The organism is Staphylococcus shinii, from assembly GCF_017583065.1.
Classification (GTDB): domain Bacteria; phylum Bacillota; class Bacilli; order Staphylococcales; family Staphylococcaceae; genus Staphylococcus; species Staphylococcus shinii.
Genome location: NZ_JAGEVL010000007.1, coordinates 311,853 through 327,964 on the forward strand (window position 1 = coordinate 311,853; position 16,112 = coordinate 327,964).

At 33.6% G+C, this 16,112-nt stretch carries 16 protein-coding genes, 1 other RNA gene and 2 pseudogenes; 18 read left to right on the forward strand and 1 reads right to left on the reverse strand.

Features of this window, described 5'->3' with window-relative positions:
• Positions 1 to 3: 3 nt before the first annotated feature.
• From gap to J5E45_RS11210, 14 genes and pseudogenes are all read left to right on the forward strand, one after another.
• Entirely contained in the window at positions 4 to 1,011 is a 1,008-nt protein-coding gene (gene gap / locus J5E45_RS11145) for a type I glyceraldehyde-3-phosphate dehydrogenase (RefSeq protein ID WP_039068645.1), read from the forward strand.
• Positions 1,012 to 1,141: 130 nt separating this feature from the next.
• On the forward strand, positions 1,142 to 2,332 hold the full coding sequence (locus J5E45_RS11150; RefSeq protein ID WP_208182208.1) for a phosphoglycerate kinase: 1,191 nt from the start codon (positions 1,142 to 1,144) through the stop codon (positions 2,330 to 2,332).
• Positions 2,333 to 2,408: 76 nt separating this feature from the next.
• The gene (gene tpiA, locus J5E45_RS11155) at positions 2,409 to 3,170 is read left to right on the forward strand and encodes a triose-phosphate isomerase (protein WP_039068647.1); all 762 of its coding nucleotides are present in this window, start codon (positions 2,409 to 2,411) and stop codon (positions 3,168 to 3,170) included.
• Position 3,171: 1 nt separating this feature from the next.
• On the forward strand, positions 3,172 to 4,689 hold the full coding sequence (gene gpmI, locus J5E45_RS11160; RefSeq protein WP_039068648.1) for a 2,3-bisphosphoglycerate-independent phosphoglycerate mutase: 1,518 nt from the start codon (positions 3,172 to 3,174) through the stop codon (positions 4,687 to 4,689).
• Between the two features lie 194 nt (positions 4,690 to 4,883).
• On the forward strand, positions 4,884 to 6,188 hold the full coding sequence (gene eno, locus J5E45_RS11165) for a surface-displayed alpha-enolase (protein WP_069792688.1): 1,305 nt from the start codon (positions 4,884 to 4,886) through the stop codon (positions 6,186 to 6,188).
• Positions 6,189 to 6,646: 458 nt separating this feature from the next.
• Positions 6,647 to 7,108: a hypothetical protein gene (locus J5E45_RS11170; protein WP_208182209.1), complete on the forward strand. Its 462-nt coding sequence runs from the start codon at positions 6,647 to 6,649 to the stop codon at positions 7,106 to 7,108.
• 68 nt (positions 7,109 to 7,176) lie between these two features.
• Positions 7,177 to 7,410: a preprotein translocase subunit SecG gene (gene secG, locus J5E45_RS11175; protein ID WP_039068652.1), complete on the forward strand. Its 234-nt coding sequence runs from the start codon at positions 7,177 to 7,179 to the stop codon at positions 7,408 to 7,410.
• A 134-nt stretch (positions 7,411 to 7,544) separates the two neighbouring features.
• Positions 7,545 to 8,285, forward strand: a complete 741-nt coding sequence (locus tag J5E45_RS11180; RefSeq protein WP_101050334.1) for an alpha/beta hydrolase — start codon at positions 7,545 to 7,547, stop codon at positions 8,283 to 8,285.
• 35 nt (positions 8,286 to 8,320) lie between these two features.
• The gene (gene rnr, locus J5E45_RS11185; RefSeq protein ID WP_208182211.1) at positions 8,321 to 10,708 is read left to right on the forward strand and encodes a ribonuclease R; all 2,388 of its coding nucleotides are present in this window, start codon (positions 8,321 to 8,323) and stop codon (positions 10,706 to 10,708) included.
• A 22-nt stretch (positions 10,709 to 10,730) separates the two neighbouring features.
• Positions 10,731 to 11,195 carry an SsrA-binding protein SmpB gene (gene smpB / locus J5E45_RS11190; RefSeq protein ID WP_039068656.1) on the forward strand — a complete coding sequence of 155 codons (465 nt, stop codon included), beginning with the start codon at positions 10,731 to 10,733 and terminating at the stop codon, positions 11,193 to 11,195.
• A gap of 129 nt (positions 11,196 to 11,324) precedes the next feature.
• Positions 11,325 to 11,685: a transfer-messenger RNA gene (gene ssrA, locus J5E45_RS11195) on the forward strand.
• A 227-nt stretch (positions 11,686 to 11,912) separates the two neighbouring features.
• Positions 11,913 to 12,167 (forward strand): sigma-70 family RNA polymerase sigma factor, encoded by a 255-nt coding sequence (locus tag J5E45_RS11200; RefSeq protein WP_237282880.1) that lies wholly within the window; start codon positions 11,913 to 11,915, stop codon positions 12,165 to 12,167.
• Between the two features lie 418 nt (positions 12,168 to 12,585).
• The gene (locus tag J5E45_RS11205; RefSeq protein ID WP_208182213.1) at positions 12,586 to 12,786 is read left to right on the forward strand and encodes a hypothetical protein; all 201 of its coding nucleotides are present in this window, start codon (positions 12,586 to 12,588) and stop codon (positions 12,784 to 12,786) included.
• 119 nt (positions 12,787 to 12,905) lie between these two features.
• Positions 12,906 to 13,268, forward strand: a pseudogene (locus J5E45_RS11210) (YolD-like family protein).
• 96 nt (positions 13,269 to 13,364) lie between these two features.
• Here J5E45_RS11210 and J5E45_RS11215 read toward each other — a convergent pair.
• Positions 13,365 to 13,949, reverse strand: coding sequence for a hypothetical protein (locus tag J5E45_RS11215; RefSeq protein WP_208182214.1), 585 nt, complete (start codon positions 13,947 to 13,949; stop codon positions 13,365 to 13,367).
• A gap of 245 nt (positions 13,950 to 14,194) precedes the next feature.
• On the opposite strand from J5E45_RS11215, the pseudogene J5E45_RS11220 reads away from it, so the two are divergent.
• The 4 genes and pseudogenes from J5E45_RS11220 to J5E45_RS11235 all read left to right on the forward strand — a co-directional run.
• Positions 14,195 to 14,656: pseudogene (locus J5E45_RS11220) on the forward strand (DinB family protein); the annotation flags it as partial.
• Positions 14,657 to 14,776: 120 nt separating this feature from the next.
• Positions 14,777 to 15,190, forward strand: a complete 414-nt coding sequence (fosB, locus tag J5E45_RS11225) for a metallothiol transferase FosB (protein WP_119585781.1) — start codon at positions 14,777 to 14,779, stop codon at positions 15,188 to 15,190.
• A 95-nt stretch (positions 15,191 to 15,285) separates the two neighbouring features.
• Complete coding sequence (locus J5E45_RS11230; protein WP_257934658.1) at positions 15,286 to 15,747, forward strand: terpene synthase family protein; 462 nt, start codon at positions 15,286 to 15,288, stop codon at positions 15,745 to 15,747.
• A gap of 144 nt (positions 15,748 to 15,891) precedes the next feature.
• On the forward strand, positions 15,892 to 16,098 hold the full coding sequence (locus J5E45_RS11235) for a hypothetical protein (protein WP_101094540.1): 207 nt from the start codon (positions 15,892 to 15,894) through the stop codon (positions 16,096 to 16,098).
• Positions 16,099 to 16,112: the final 14 nt, after the last annotated feature.

Consider the following 16,112-nt stretch of genomic DNA (forward strand, 5'->3'; position numbering starts at 1 on the left):
ATAATGGCAGTAAAAGTAGCAATTAATGGTTTTGGTAGAATTGGTCGTTTAGCATTCAGAAGAATTCAAAACGTTGATGGAATTGACGTAGTAGCAGTAAATGATTTAACAGATGACGAAATGTTAGCACATTTATTAAAATATGACACTATGCAAGGACGCTTCACAGGAGAAGTTGAAGTTGAAAATGACGGTTTCCGTGTTAACGGACAAGAAGTAAAATCATTCTCTGAGCCAGAACCAAGTAAATTACCTTGGAAAGACTTAGACATTGATGTTGTATTAGAATGTACTGGTTTCTTCGCTGATAAAGAAAAAGCAGAAGCTCATATTGAAGCAGGTGCTAAAAAAGTATTAATCTCTGCTCCAGCTACTGGTGACTTAAAAACAATCGTTTATAACACAAACCACCAAGAATTAGATGGTTCAGAAACAGTAGTTTCAGGTGCTTCATGTACTACTAACTCATTAGCTCCAGTTGCAAAAGTATTAAACGATGACTTCGGTTTAGTAGAAGGTTTCATGACTACAATCCATGCTTACACTGGTGACCAAAGCACACAAGATGCTCCACACAGAAAAGGCGACAAACGTCGTGCGCGTGCAGCAGCTGAAAACATTATTCCTAACTCAACTGGTGCTGCTAAAGCAATTGGCCTAGTAATCCCTGAAATCGATGGTAAATTAGACGGTGGAGCGCAACGTGTTCCTGTAGCTACTGGTTCTTTAACTGAATTAACAGTTGTATTAGAGAAAAATGTAAGTATTGAAGACGTTAATGCTTCAATGAAAAATGCATCAAACGAATCATTCGGTTACACTGAAGATGAAATCGTTTCTTCTGACGTAATTGGTATGACTTACGGTTCATTATTCGATGCAACACAAACACGTGTAATGACAGTTGGCGACCGTCAATTAGTTAAAGTAGCAGCTTGGTACGATAACGAAATGTCTTACACTTCACAGTTAGTTCGTACATTAGAACACTTAGCAACTCAAGCTAAATAATTCGATGTAAAATTAATTTAGCAAGCGCGTTGTGCTGTTAAATTTAAACAATATGCTTAGGAGTAAGCGGGGAGCACAACGCTTCTCCGCTTATTTTAATTTATTGTTCCATTCAGAGGAGGAAGCTTACATGGCTAAAAAAATTGTAACTGACTTAGAATTAAAAGGTAAAACTGTACTTGTTCGTGCTGATTTTAACGTACCGATGAAAGATGGAGAAATCACTGACGATAACCGTATCGTTCAAGCATTACCAACAATTCAATATATTATTGAACAAGGTGGAAAAGTCGTATTATTCTCTCATTTAGGTAAAGTGAAAGAAGAAAGCGACAAAGCAGAATTAACTTTAAAACCAGTAGCTGATGCATTAACAGAAAAATTAGGTAAAACAGTTACTTTTGTACCTGAAACACGTGGTGAAACGCTAGAACAATCTGTTAAAGACCTTAATGAAGGTGATGTACTGTTAGTCGAAAATACACGTTTTGAAGATGTAGATGGCAAAAAAGAATCTAAAAACGATCCTGAATTAGGTAAATACTGGGCTTCACTTGGTGATGTATTCGTAAATGATGCTTTTGGTACAGCGCACCGTGAACATGCATCAAATGTAGGTATTGCAGCTAACTTAGAAACAGTAGCAGGATTCTTAATGGAAAAAGAAATAAAATATATTGGTGGCGTAGTTGAAAACCCAGATAAACCAGTAGTTGCAATCCTTGGTGGCGCAAAAGTTTCTGACAAGATTGGCGTTATTACAAATTTATTGAAAATTGCAGATAAAGTACTTATCGGTGGCGGTATGTCATACACATTCTTTAAAGCACAAGGTAAAAAAATTGGCTTATCTTTATTAGAAAAAGATAAAGTTGATTTTGCTAAAGAATTATTAGACCGCGCCGGCGATCAAATCGTATTACCAGTTGATTGTAAAGTCGCTAAAGAATTCTCAAATGATGCAGAAATTACTGAAGTAACAGTAGATAATATCCCAGCTGACCAAGAAGCAATGGATGTTGGACCGAAAACGGTTGAATTATTCAAAGAACATTTACAAGGTGCACATACAGTAGTATGGAATGGACCAATGGGTGTGTTTGAATTAAGCAACTTTGCTAAAGGTACGATTGGCGTTTGTGAAGCAATCGCTGAATTGAAAGATGCTAATACTATTATTGGCGGCGGCGATTCAGCAGCTGCAGCAATTTCATTAGGTTATGCGGATGACTTTAGCCATATCTCAACTGGTGGTGGCGCATCATTAGAATATCTTGAAGGCAAAGAACTACCAGGCGTAGTTGCAATTGCTAACAAATAATCGCACGACTAAAAACAGCAACCCATGATTATATAGACAATATTTAATCATAATTTACTAATAGGAGTGTAATATAATGAGAAAACCAATTATCGCAGGTAACTGGAAAATGAACAAAACTGTACAAGAAGCTAAAGATTTTGTAAATGAATTACCAACATTACCGGATACTAAAGAAGTAGAATCTGTTATTTGTGCACCAACAATCCAATTGGATGCATTAGTGACGTTAGTTAATGAAGGAAAAGCACAAGGCTTACAAATTGGTGCACAAAATGCATATTTCGAAGATAACGGTGCTTTCACTGGTGAAACTTCTCCAGTAGCGTTAGCTGACTTAGGTGTTAAATATGTTGTTATCGGTCACTCAGAACGTCGTGAAATCTTCCATGAAACAGATGAAGAAATTAACAAGAAAGCACATGCAATCTTTAATCATGGCATGACTCCAATCATTTGTGTTGGTGAAACTGACGAAGAACGCGAAAGCGGAAAAGCAAATGAAGTTGTTGGAAACCAAGTTAAGAAAGCAGTAGAAGGTTTATCTGAAGAACAACTACAACAAGTTGTTATCGCATATGAACCAATTTGGGCTATTGGTACTGGTAAATCATCAACTGCTAAAGATGCAAATGAAATGTGTGCATTTGTAAGACAAACAGTTTCAGAATTATCTAGCCAAACTGTAGCAGAAGCAACACGTATTCAATATGGTGGTAGTGTTAAACCTAACAACATTGAAGAATACATGGCAGAATCAGACATCGATGGTGCTTTAGTAGGCGGTGCATCACTTAAAGTGGATGATTTTGTACAATTGTTAGAAGGTGCAAAATAATATGGCGAAACAACCAACTGCATTAATTATTTTAGATGGTTTTGCAAACAGAGAGAGCGAGCACGGTAATGCTGTAAAACTAGCTAATAAACCTAATTTTGACCGTTATTATAGTAACTATCCAACTACACAAATCGAAGCAAGTGGTTTAGATGTGGGACTACCTGACGGTCAAATGGGTAATTCAGAAGTTGGGCATATGAATATTGGTGCTGGTCGTATTGTTTATCAAAGTTTGACGCGTATCAATAAATCAATTGAAGATGGAGATTTCTTTGAAAATGATGTGTTAAACAACGCTATGAAACATGTTAGAGATAATGATTCAGTACTACATGTTTTTGGTCTGTTATCAGACGGCGGTGTACACAGTCATTACCAACACCTTTTTGCTTTATTAGAATTAGCTAAAAAGCAAGGTCTTGAAAAAGTGTACGTCCATGCATTTTTAGATGGACGTGACGTTGATCAAAAATCAGCATTAAAATATATAGAAGAAACTGAAGCTAAATTTAATGAACTAGGCATCGGTCAATTCGCTTCTGTATCTGGACGTTATTATGCAATGGACCGTGATAAACGTTGGGATAGAGAAGAAAAAGCATATAATGCTATCCGTAATTTTGGTGGAGAGACATTTGAATCAGCAAAAGCTGGCGTTGAAGCTAACTATGCTAAAGATTTAACAGATGAATTTGTAGAACCATTTATCATTGAAGACCAAAATGAAGGTGTTAATGATGGCGATGCAGTAATCTTCTATAACTTCCGTCCAGATAGAGCGGGGCAACTTTCTGAAGTGTTTACAGATAAAGCATTTGACGGGTTTAAAGTAGAACAAGTCAAAGATTTATTCTATGCAACATTTACAAAATACAATGACAACGTAGATGCTGAAATTGTTTTTGAAAAAGTCGATTTAACTAATACAATTGGTGAAGTTGCACAAGATAACGGTTTGAAGCAATTACGTATTGCTGAGACAGAAAAATTCCCACATGTAACTTATTTCATGAGTGGCGGTCGCAATGATGAATTTGAAGGTGAACGTCGTCGTTTAATTGATTCACCTAAAGTTGCAACTTATGACCTTAAACCAGAAATGAGCGCATATGAAGTAAAAGATGCTTTAATCGAAGAACTAAATAAAGGTGACCTAGATTTAATCTTATTAAACTTTGCGAACCCTGATATGGTTGGACATAGTGGTATGTTAGAGCCAACGATTAAAGCTATTGAAGCCGTAGATGAATGTTTAGGTGAAGTTGTTGATAAAATAACTGAAATGGGTGGCCATGCGATTATCACTGCTGACCACGGCAATTCAGATATGGTATTAACAGATAAAGATGAACCTATGACTACGCATACAACTAATCCAGTTCCAGTAATTGTTACAAAAGATGGTGTGACATTACGTGAAACAGGTCGTCTTGGTGATTTAGCGCCAACATTATTAGATTTATTAAATGTTAATCAACCTGAAGATATGACTGGTGAATCATTAATAAACCGCTAATATAATGAATTAAAATTTTGAGTGAAAACTAGTGCTATAAATTTAGTATAGAAGCGTTTCTTATTCTGACAATTTGTAGCATCTTATAAACAACACAAGAGAATTAAATTACTTTGTATTTATAGTATTTAAAGCTATAATGAAGATGAAATTTAATATTTCTAAACTACTTATTTATAAAGGAGATTATAAACATGCCAATTATTACAGATGTTTACGCTCGCGAAGTCCTTGACTCACGTGGTAACCCAACAGTTGAAGTAGAAGTATTAACAGAAAGCGGCGCTTTTGGTCGCGCATTAGTTCCATCAGGTGCATCTACTGGTGAACATGAAGCAGTAGAATTACGTGACGGTGATAAATCACGTTACTTAGGTAAAGGTGTTACTAAAGCAGTTGACAATGTTAACGAAATTATCGCACCAGAACTTATCGAAGGTGAATTTTCAGTATTAGAACAAGTATCAATCGATAAAATGATGATCCAATTAGACGGTACTGAAAACAAAGGTAAATTAGGTGCTAACGCTATTCTTGGTGTTTCTATTGCAGTAGCACGTGCAGCAGCTGATTTACTTGGACAACCACTTTACAAATATTTAGGTGGATTTAATGGTAAACAATTACCAGTACCAATGATGAACATCGTTAATGGTGGTTCTCACTCAGACGCTCCTATCGCATTCCAAGAGTTTATGGTATTGCCTGTAGGTGCAGAAACATTTAAAGAATCATTACGTTGGGGAACTGAAATCTTCCACAACTTAAAATCAATCCTTAAAGACCGTGGTTTAGAAACAGCAGTAGGCGACGAAGGTGGCTTTGCTCCTAAATTTGAAGGTACGGAAGATGCTGTGGAAACAATCTTAGAAGCGATTAAAGCAGTTGGTTTAGAGCCAGGTAAAGATGTATTCTTAGGCTTTGACTGTGCTTCTTCAGAATTCTTTGAAGATGGCGTTTATAATTACGCTAAATTCGAAGGTGAAAATGGTGCGAAACGTACTGCTGAAGAACAAGTTGACTACTTAGAGGAATTAGTTAATAAATATCCAATTATCACTATTGAAGATGGTATGGATGAAAATGACTGGGACGGCTGGAAAGTATTAACAGATCGTATCGGTGACAAAGTACAATTAGTTGGTGACGATTTATTTGTTACTAACACAGTTAAATTATCTGAAGGTATCGAAAAAGGTATCGGTAACTCAATCTTAATCAAAGTTAACCAAATTGGTACATTAACAGAAACATTTGACGCTATTGAAATGGCTCAAAAAGCTGGTTACACTGCAGTTGTATCTCACCGTTCAGGTGAAACAGAAGATACTACAATTTCTGACATTGCTGTTGCAACTAACGCTGGCCAAATCAAAACTGGTTCATTATCAAGAACTGACCGTATTGCTAAATACAACCAATTATTACGTATTGAAGATGAATTATACGAAACAGGTAAGTTTGACGGACTTAAATCTTTCTATAACTTATCTAAATAATACAGCTTTAAAATTTAAGAGTTCACGCGCTAACACGCAAGTCATAATGACTTGCGTGTTTTTTAAAGCCCCACTTCTCAATTTATTGAGTTAGTGGGGCTTATGCAATAGCAAAGCTATTGTAAACATCAAAAGTACTTGTTCAATTGAAAATTGAGCAAGTAGGACTTATGCAATAGCAAGCCTATTGTAAACAGTGGAAGGATTTGTTTTGATCTAAATCTTAATTATTAATATAGTATAAGCTCAAAGCCTCAGACACTCAGGCCCTTTTGTGCGTAATGTTTACAGATATAAATAGATGAACGTTTGTCTATTTATATCTATGTGATATCAAAAGTAAAAAAGTATTACTAGTGCTTATTATTTTAGTTTACTTATTTACTTAAATTGTTCATCTTTCACTATGAAACTGATATAATTGTAAGTGTAAATTATAGAAGGAGTCTTAACTCATTATGGATGTAAAACCGAAGTCAAAAGAAATTAAGACGGCACACATGATAGCATATAGTTCGTTAATCATTGCTATACTTTATGCTATACATTTATTTTTAGTGTTAGATGATAGTGTTATAAAACAATTGCTATCTAATAGTGGCCAAAAAACATCAGAAAACGCTGTTGGTACAATTAAAAATAGTTTTCAGTTTACAGGTATTATGTATATCTTAGCTAACTTAGCTGGTATTTTTGCAATTTGGAATCGACACAGCTATTTATGGTGGTTCATGTTTGCAGTCTTTGCATCACAAATTTTATATAATATAATTAATATTAGTGCAGTTTATCGTGCAATTTTAGATGTGAAAACTAGTTTAAACTTATTGCCACTAACATTAGTATTAGTGATGTCATTTGTACTCGGCGTATATATGTTAATCGTTTCAATAGTACGTAAGAGTACGTTCAATAGATAGAAGTTTGCTAAAGACAACGAACGTATGATATAATGCGTTTCGTATATGATGAATGGAGGACAATTTTCATGCATACATTAGTAATAGTACTTTTGATTTTAGATTGTATTGCATTAGTAACTGTTGTGTTACTCCAAGAAGGTAAAAGTAATGGACTATCAGGTGCAATCAGTGGTGGCGCCGAACAGTTATTTGGTAAACAAAAGCAACGCGGTATTGATTTATTCTTGCATAGATTAACAATTGTATTGTCTATCATTTTCTTCTTATTAATGTTAGGCATAAGTTATTTTGGTTTATAAGGTCCGACAATGTTAAAGTCGGGCTTTTTTATTTATAATAGATATGTTGGATATTAAATGAATAGTAAATTATTCAAGCATAGATAAATATAGTAATATTGTAATTAAAAGCATAAACGAAAGGATTGAATACAATGCAGATGAAACTACCAGAGCCATTCTTTTTTGAAGAAGGGAATAGAGCAGTGTTGTTGTTGCATGGTTTTACAGGAAATTCCTCAGATGTAAGACAATTAGGTCGTTTCTTACAGAAAAAAGGTTATACATCTTACGCACCTCAATATGAAGGTCATGCAGCACCACCAGAAGAAATTTTAAAATCAAGTCCTTTTGTATGGTTAAAAGATGCCTTAGATGGCTATGATTTTTTAGTGGAAAAAGGTTATGATGAAATAGTTGTAGCTGGTTTGTCACTCGGTGGCTGCTATGCTTTAAAATTAAGCTTAAACAGAGATGTAAAGGGTATTATAACTATGTGCTCTCCTATGTATATTAAGACTGAGGGCGCTATGTTTGAAGGTGTTTTAGAATATGCCCGTAATTTTAAAAAGTATGAAGGTAAAGATGAAGCAACAATTCAAAAAGAAATGGATAATTTCAAACCCACAGATACTTTAAAAGAGTTACAAGGTCAAATTGAAGATGTAAGAGAACACATTGATGAAGTGATGGATCCGTTATTGGTTATTCAAGCAGAACAAGACCAAATGATTAATACAGATTCTGCAAACATTATATACAATGAGAGCGAATCTGATGATAAAGATATTAAATGGTATGCAAATTCTGGACATGTCATTACGATAGACAAAGAGAAAGAATTAGTATTCGAAGACGTCTATAATTTCCTAGAATCATTAGATTGGTCTAATTAAAAAATAAATATTTAAAAATAGAAAGGAGGGGCATAATGAATTTAAAGCAATCCATTGAAGAAATTATTAAACAACCAGATTATGAACCAATGTCTGTGTCTGATTTTCAAGATGCATTAGGTTTAAATAGTGCCGACTCATTTAGAGACTTAATTAAGGTGCTTGTTGAATTAGAACAAACAGGTTTAATTCAACGTACAAAAACAGATAGATATCAACGCAAGGAATCACAAAAGTCCAAACAACCAAAATTGATAAAAGGTAAACTTAGCCAGAATAAGAAAGGCTTTGCATTCTTACGTCCAGAAGTAGAGGATATGGATGACATCTTTATCCCACCTACGAAAATAAACAGAGCTATGGACGGTGATACAGTCCTAGTTGAAATACACCAATCTAAAGGGGACCACAAAGGGAAGGTTGAAGGCGAAGTTAAAACTATAGAAACACATTCAGTTACTCAAGTGGTTGGTACCTATAGTGAAGCACGTCATTTCGGTTTTGTACTACCAGACGATAAACGAATTATGCAAGATATCTTTATTCCAAAAGGTCAAAACCTTGGAGCTGTTGACGGTCATAAAGTGCTCGTACAAATTACGAAATATGCTGATGGTACAGATAATCCAGAAGGTATCGTTTCAGCAATTTTAGGCCACAAGAATGATCCAGGTGTAGATATCTTATCAATTATTTATCAACATGGAATCGAGATTGAATTTCCTGATAATGTTTTAGCAGAAGCTGAAGCAGTGCCAGATCATATCGAACCATCAGAAATTGCAGGACGTCATGATTTACGTGACGAATTGACAATTACTATCGATGGCGCAGATGCGAAAGATTTAGATGATGCTATTAGTGTTAAAAAATTAAGTAACGGAAATACACAACTAACAGTAAGTATCGCAGATGTAAGTTACTATGTAACTGAAGGTTCAGCGTTAAATGAAGAAGCCTATAGCCGTGCAACAAGTGTGTATTTAGTTGACCGTGTAATTCCAATGATTCCACACCGTTTAAGTAACGGTATCTGTTCATTAAATCCTAAAGTAGATAGATTGACCTTAAGTTGTCAAATGGAGCTTAATGAGCGTGGTGAAGTTGTTAAACATAAAATTTTTGATAGTGTAATTCATTCAAATTATCGTATGACTTATGATGAAGTAAATGAAATTATAACGGATCAAAATGCAGAAACTCGTAATAAATATAGCGAAGTTACACCGATGCTTGACTTAGCACAAGACTTGTCTCAACGTTTAATTAATATGAGAAGACGTCGTGGTGAAATTGATTTCGACATTGATGAAGCTAAAGTACTCGTCAATGAAGAAGGTATCCCAACTGATGTTCAATTAAGAAAACGTGGCGAAGGTGAACGTTTAATCGAATCATTTATGTTAGCAGCTAACGAAACAATTGCTGAACACTTTGATCGTTTAGAAGTACCATTTATTTATCGTGTCCATGAGCAACCTAAATCAGAACGTCTACGTCAATTCTTTGACTTTGTAACTAATTTTGGTTTAATGATTAAAGGGACAGGCGAAGATATTCACCCATCCACTTTACAGAAAATCCAACAAGAAGTTGAAGGTCAACCAGAACAAATGGTTATTTCAACGATGATGTTACGTTCAATGCAACAAGCACGTTATGATGATGTAAACTTGGGCCACTTTGGTTTATCAGCAGAGTATTATACCCATTTCACATCACCGATACGTAGATACCCTGATTTAATTGTGCATAGATTAATTCGCAAGTACATTGTAGAACAGTCTATGGATAGAAAAGAAAAAAATAAATGGGAAGAAGCACTCCCTGAAATTGCTGAACATACGTCACAAAGAGAACGTAGAGCGATTGAAGCTGAACGTGATACAGATGAACTGAAAAAAGCCGAATACATGGTACAACATATTGGCGAAGAATTCGAAGGTATCATTAGTTCAGTGGCAAACTTTGGTATGTTTATTGAATTACCAAATACAATTGAAGGTATGGTTCATGTTTCCAACATGACAGATGACTATTATCACTTTGATGAACGTCAAATGGCTATGATTGGTGAACGCCAAGCTAAAGTATTCCGTATAGGCGATCCTGTAGAGATCAAAGTAATCAATGTTGATGTTGATGAACGTATGATTGATTTTCAAATTGTAGGTATGCCTTTGGCTAAAAATGAACGCGGCCAAAGACCTTCTCGTGGTAAGACGATTCAAGCTAACCCACGTACTAAATCATCAGACAAATCAAAAGATGATAGAAATAGTAAAGGTAACCGTACTAAACAGAAACAGCGTAAAGGTAAAAACAAACGTAACAATGGGAAACAAGAACAAGGTAATACGAAACACAAACCATTTTACAAAGACAAAAAAGTGAAAAATAAAGCGCGCAAGAAGAAAAAATAACTCAACAAAGAGGTGAAACTCAATGCCAAAGAAAAAATCACCAGGAACACTAGCAGAAAATCGTAAAGCAAGACATGACTATAATATTGAAGATACGATTGAAGCGGGCATTGTGTTACAAGGAACAGAAATTAAATCGATTCGCCGAGGCAGTGCAAATCTTAAAGATAGTTACGCACAAGTTAACCGTGGTGAAATGTATTTAAACAACATGCATATTGCACCATATGAAGAAGGCAACCGATTTAACCATGATCCACGTCGTTCACGTAAGTTATTATTGCACAAACGTGAAATTGAAAAACTTGGTGAACGTACACGTGAAGTTGGTTATTCAATTGTTCCATTGAAACTCTATCTCAAACACGGTCACTGCAAAGTCTTATTAGGTGTTGCTCGTGGTAAGAAGAAATATGATAAACGCCAAGCATTAAAAGAAAAAGCAGTACAACGTGATGTAGCTAGAGAGATGAAAGCCCGTTATTAAGCGGATATATTGCCAAAGACGATAATCTTTGGTAATATAATATGTGCTTTCTGAAAAAGCTTAGTAGTTACTATATAGTCGTTATAAAGTGATTACGAAGTTAGCAGAAAGTACATTTAATATTATTCTGGGGGCGTTTTTGGATTCGACAGGGGTTCCATGAGCTAGTTAAGCGTGTCGGAGGGTTGTCTCCGTCACCAACACACACAGTTATAATAACTGGCAAAGAAAACAATAATTTCGCAGTAGCTGCGTAATAGCACTCTGCATCGCCTAACGGTATCTCCTATGTACCGTTAACGCGATTCAACCTATAGTAGGATACGCTAGGCATTGCCGTTTGAAGTCTGCCTAGAAGAGATGAATCAAACTAGCATAATGACGGATGTCTATCACCTCCCATTATGCGAAACCTATTGATAGACTACGCACGTAGAAGTGCTAGTATCAGAACCTCTGGACGCGGGTTCGAATCCCGCCGTCTCCATATAAGGAAAGCCTATGACTGAATTGGTCATAGGCTTTTTATTTTTGAGTGCACATTAAATTAATACAAAACAAGAGTAAAAAGAAGTGATGGATTTTATGCATTCTAATGGACGTATAAAGGCTTATGAGACGATTGACAAACTACAAAAAGATTTAAGTATTTTAACCGTAATAACAGTGCTAAGAAGCATAGAAGAGCAACTGTAGTGTGAGGATTGTGATAAATATATGAATTATGATAAAGCTACATTAAAGCAATTTATACTTAACTATCATAGTGTACAGAAAAATGATGATGTAAATGAATGTAATAATGATTTAAGTGATTTTTTTGAACTTAATGATCAAGTGGAAACAGACTTTTATGACGATAATAATATTGAAGACGTGATAATTTATAATGAATTAGAGTCGATTGTAGAACAAGTTGGGCCAGATAAAGAGCATTATATATTTTGGTTGTTAAGTGAAGGATATTCATAGAAAGAAATTGGGAAGGTTTTTTATGTAACTGAGGCCAGAGTAAAGCAAATATTTGATGGATCGTTGAGCAAATTAGCTTAAGTAATAGAATATGTATCTTTATTATCTGTGACTATACTTAATTCTTGGAGATAAAAGAGTTCATTCTACTGTGCAATTGCTAGAATCCCCGATAAACAAGAATGTATTAAATATGAAAAAGAATTATTTGGTAAAATTAAATATAATAAACGGGTGCAATATAAGTACACCACGTGATTGTATTAAGGGTAGGCACTTAAGTGCTTGCCCCATTTTTTTGTGAAATTAATGATTATATATTAGTTAGTACTGAATTGAATATGACAATAATGTTAGATTCACAATTATAATTATTTGTTATTATTGTTTTAAATTGAATTTAAAGGAGGCAATAATTATGTTTTTAGATATTATAGGTTATGTATTAGGAATAGGTTTTGTTGTGTTTGGAATTTTTGCATTTGTTCTTTGGTTATATGAGATTTATAAAATAATAAGTAAAAGTGATAAAAAAGTTAGCTATAAAAGTTGCGTTTATTTTACTATTATTGCTGCTATTTGTGGAGTAACTTTGATTATTATGGCTAATGTGATTTAAGTTTCTTTGATAATAACCACCCACACTAGTCACGGGGTGGTTGTTTTTTGTCCATTTATATACAATATACATCTTTACATATACGAACAAGGGTTCTATTATATTCATGGGGTGATAATATGAAAGTAATAAATCCAGACGCACCAGATGAATATAAATATGAAACTGATTATCGGAAAATACCAAGAGAATATCTTAACCCACGTATACGACAAGGGCGTGTCATGGTTAAGTGGTAAGCCTTTAAAACACTGCCCAAACAATACAAGCAACTAGAACAATACATACAAGACCAAAATAAAATTGCTAGACCGTCATTAAGCGACCACCAATTGAACGATTTAACTAATAAGTTGATATTAAAAATGTATCACGAGCCTACAATTGAATTGCGCTATTTTGTCGACGGATATATTCAAACTAAAGAAGGCTACATACAGAAAGTAGATGTTCACACACAAACATTATATTTATATGAATAAATTGGATTAAGTAAAGTTGATTTGAAAGATATTGTGGAGATAAAATAAAAAAGGGCATTGTTAAATGCCCATATAAAAATATATTAAATAGAATTATCAGTCATATAATTCAAGATAACTATCGGTGAACTCTTCTGATGAGATTTCTCCATTGTCTCTTTGTTGTTGCAATTCTTCTGCTTTATTTTGGATTTCATCATACTTTTCACGAGAATACCCTTGATTTTCCATCTCTTCATAGTTTGCTTCTTCTTGATCTTTTTGTTGTTCAGGTGTTAAACAACCACCAACTGTACAATAAGAACCATCATCTTTATATTCACCAAACATAGCGTCACCAGCAGGTATATTTGATTGCTCGTTATTACCGTCTTGTGAGTTTTGTTGCTCTTCATATTGTGATTTCTCTTGTGACTGAACAGGTTGTTGTTGAGTATTCACTTGTTCCTGTGTAGTTTGCTGTTCTTGTGTATTCGTTTGCTCTAGTGATTCTTTGCCCGCTACTTTTTCATTAGACTTATCATCTGATTTATCTTTTTCTTTATCTGATTTCTTATTGTCTTTCTTACTTTCTTTATCAGTCGATTTAGTTTCTTTTTTATCTTCCGATTTGCTTTCATCTTGACCACATGCAGCTAATACTAGAAAACTAACTAACACTAAAAATAATAGCTTTTTCATTTATGCATCCCCTAAAAAATAAATTATTAACTTAATTGTACTATATATAAAAGATAATGGTGATAGCAAAAAGTTATGAACAATAGTATTATATGTGAATTTACTTATATAGTATTTTGAGAAAGAGATTACAATTAAGCACAATTTAATTAATTTATCACTCTTTGCAGTGGTTATTTTTATGTGTATTTATGTTAGAATATTCTGTAAATAAATATTAGGGGTTAAATGAGTATGAATGGGTTAAACAGAACAGAAATATTTTATTAGAACAATGTAGTATTTTAAATGAAAATGAATTCTCTAAAGAATTTGACTTTGGATTCCAAAGTATAAAAAAATCTTTAATACATATAGCAGGTTGTTACCATGCATGGCTAGGTTCATTTGTTCTTGAGAAAACAAAAACGCCATTGTTTACAAGTGAAGAGATTGAAGAATTGAAAATAGATGATATAAAGCAATATTTTTTACAGGCGGATAATTACATGGAAGACATTTTAAAAAGAAGCAGTAATGAATTGGATAACTATATAGAGAAAAGTCCCGCATGGAAACAAGGAAATGAGTCGATTATGAAAACAGTGCGTCAATTACTATTTCATTCAGTTACGCACGAGTACCACCATAAAGGGCAGATTGTTACAATGCTACGTATGCTTGGTTATACACCTAACAATACCGATGTGTTATTTTTATATATTTAAAAATATGTAGTTTATTATAATGAAGAAAAATATAAAAGATATTGTTGAATCAATATATCACTTGTTTTAAAAACTCAAATAAAATTAATTTAGAAATTGTTAGTGAGGAGGTACTATTTCATGATTCAATCTGTAAACCACATTACCTATTCTGTATCAGATATTAATAAGTCTACTGCTTTCTATCAAGATATATTAAAAGCTGAGATTTTAGTAGAGAGTGACAAGACGGTTTATTTTACATTAGGTGGTCTGTGGCTAGCGCTTAATGAAGAAAAAGATATACCAAGAAATGAAATTCAATACTCATATACGCATATGGCATTTACAATTGATGAACATACATTTGATGAATGGTATCAGTGGTTAAAAGATAACGATGTGAATATATTAGAAGGACGTAATAGAGACATAAGAGATAAAAAATCAATATATTTCACTGATCCAGACTGGCATAAATTAGAATTACATACAGGAACATTGCAAGATAGATTAGACTATTATAAAGAAGATCCATTTATAAATGGTTGGTGAAATTGGTGGGAACGCGCACGAAAAGGGGCGCCAATAGAATGGCAAACTAGAATAATTAATAGCATAGACAAATGTTTTGAATCAATATTTGGGAAATTGAAAATGAAATTGAAAATTATGTGCCCGATATAGAAACTTATATTGAAAAACGTCAACATAGTGGTAGTGTTTATATTTGTTTTGATTTAGTTGAAAGAGGAGATGCGACGTTCGTTACTACTAATGCACGTGATAAAAACTTTAATGAATTAATGACCTCAGCAAATAAAATCGCTAATTGGACAAATGATATTTTGTCATTAAAAAAAGAGATAGATAACGGCGAGATACATAATTTAATAATAAGCGTGCAAAAAGAAAATGATTGCACTATAGAAGAAGCATTATTAAATGTAAAAGAGTTAACTGTTCTAGAAATAAAAAAATATAGTGAACTTAAAAATAAATTATACGCAGATAACGAACCTTTTAATAGCAAGATAATAAAATATGTTTCTAGAGTTGAAAATGCGGTACGAGCCAATTATGAATGGAGTTTAACTACAAAAAGATTTTAAAAATTAAATAAAAAGGTTTGTAAAATAATAAGAAATATGCAAAACCCCACCTAAATGAATAGGTAGATTTTCTGAGGTTCAAAGTCAATAAAGCAACTGAATAAAGTTGAAATTTTTAATAGACTAAAAAAAGGAGGTGTTTAAATGCTTAATGTGGTATTAAGCGTACTATTTATAGTAGCATTCATTATTATATGTTTGTTATTTCAAGTATCTGTAGGTAAGTTTCAACAAAAAAGGAGAAGTTTTTCAGATAAAGAAGTGAAAATTGATAATAAAAGCCTATGGGTAGGCTTTTATTTTTATTTGTTTCTAGGTATATTAATAGTAATAGTCCATGTATTTAATTAAATACATGGACTATT

What these genes read in the sequence shown, in the direction of transcription:
- J5E45_RS11205 (WP_208182213.1), top strand. Translation starts at nt 12,586, where the DNA reads ATGTTTTTAGATATTATAGGTTATGTATTAGGAATAGGTTTTGTTGTG.
- J5E45_RS11235 (WP_101094540.1), top strand. Translation starts at nt 15,892, where the DNA reads ATGCTTAATGTGGTATTAAGCGTACTATTTATAGTAGCATTCATTATT.
- gap (WP_039068645.1), top strand. Translation starts at nt 4, where the DNA reads ATGGCAGTAAAAGTAGCAATTAATGGTTTTGGTAGAATTGGTCGTTTA.
- J5E45_RS11170 (WP_208182209.1), top strand. Translation starts at nt 6,647, where the DNA reads ATGGATGTAAAACCGAAGTCAAAAGAAATTAAGACGGCACACATGATA.
- gpmI (WP_039068648.1), top strand. Translation starts at nt 3,172, where the DNA reads ATGGCGAAACAACCAACTGCATTAATTATTTTAGATGGTTTTGCAAAC.
- secG (WP_039068652.1), top strand. Translation starts at nt 7,177, where the DNA reads ATGCATACATTAGTAATAGTACTTTTGATTTTAGATTGTATTGCATTA.
- J5E45_RS11150 (WP_208182208.1), top strand. Translation starts at nt 1,142, where the DNA reads ATGGCTAAAAAAATTGTAACTGACTTAGAATTAAAAGGTAAAACTGTA.
- J5E45_RS11200 (WP_237282880.1), top strand. Translation starts at nt 11,913, where the DNA reads ATGAATTATGATAAAGCTACATTAAAGCAATTTATACTTAACTATCAT.
- tpiA (WP_039068647.1), top strand. Translation starts at nt 2,409, where the DNA reads ATGAGAAAACCAATTATCGCAGGTAACTGGAAAATGAACAAAACTGTA.
- rnr (WP_208182211.1), top strand. Translation starts at nt 8,321, where the DNA reads ATGAATTTAAAGCAATCCATTGAAGAAATTATTAAACAACCAGATTAT.
- fosB (WP_119585781.1), top strand. Translation starts at nt 14,777, where the DNA reads ATGATTCAATCTGTAAACCACATTACCTATTCTGTATCAGATATTAAT.
- smpB (WP_039068656.1), top strand. Translation starts at nt 10,731, where the DNA reads ATGCCAAAGAAAAAATCACCAGGAACACTAGCAGAAAATCGTAAAGCA.
- eno (WP_069792688.1), top strand. Translation starts at nt 4,884, where the DNA reads ATGCCAATTATTACAGATGTTTACGCTCGCGAAGTCCTTGACTCACGT.
- J5E45_RS11215 (WP_208182214.1), bottom strand. Translation starts at nt 13,949, where the DNA reads ATGAAAAAGCTATTATTTTTAGTGTTAGTTAGTTTTCTAGTATTAGCT.
- J5E45_RS11180 (WP_101050334.1), top strand. Translation starts at nt 7,545, where the DNA reads ATGCAGATGAAACTACCAGAGCCATTCTTTTTTGAAGAAGGGAATAGA.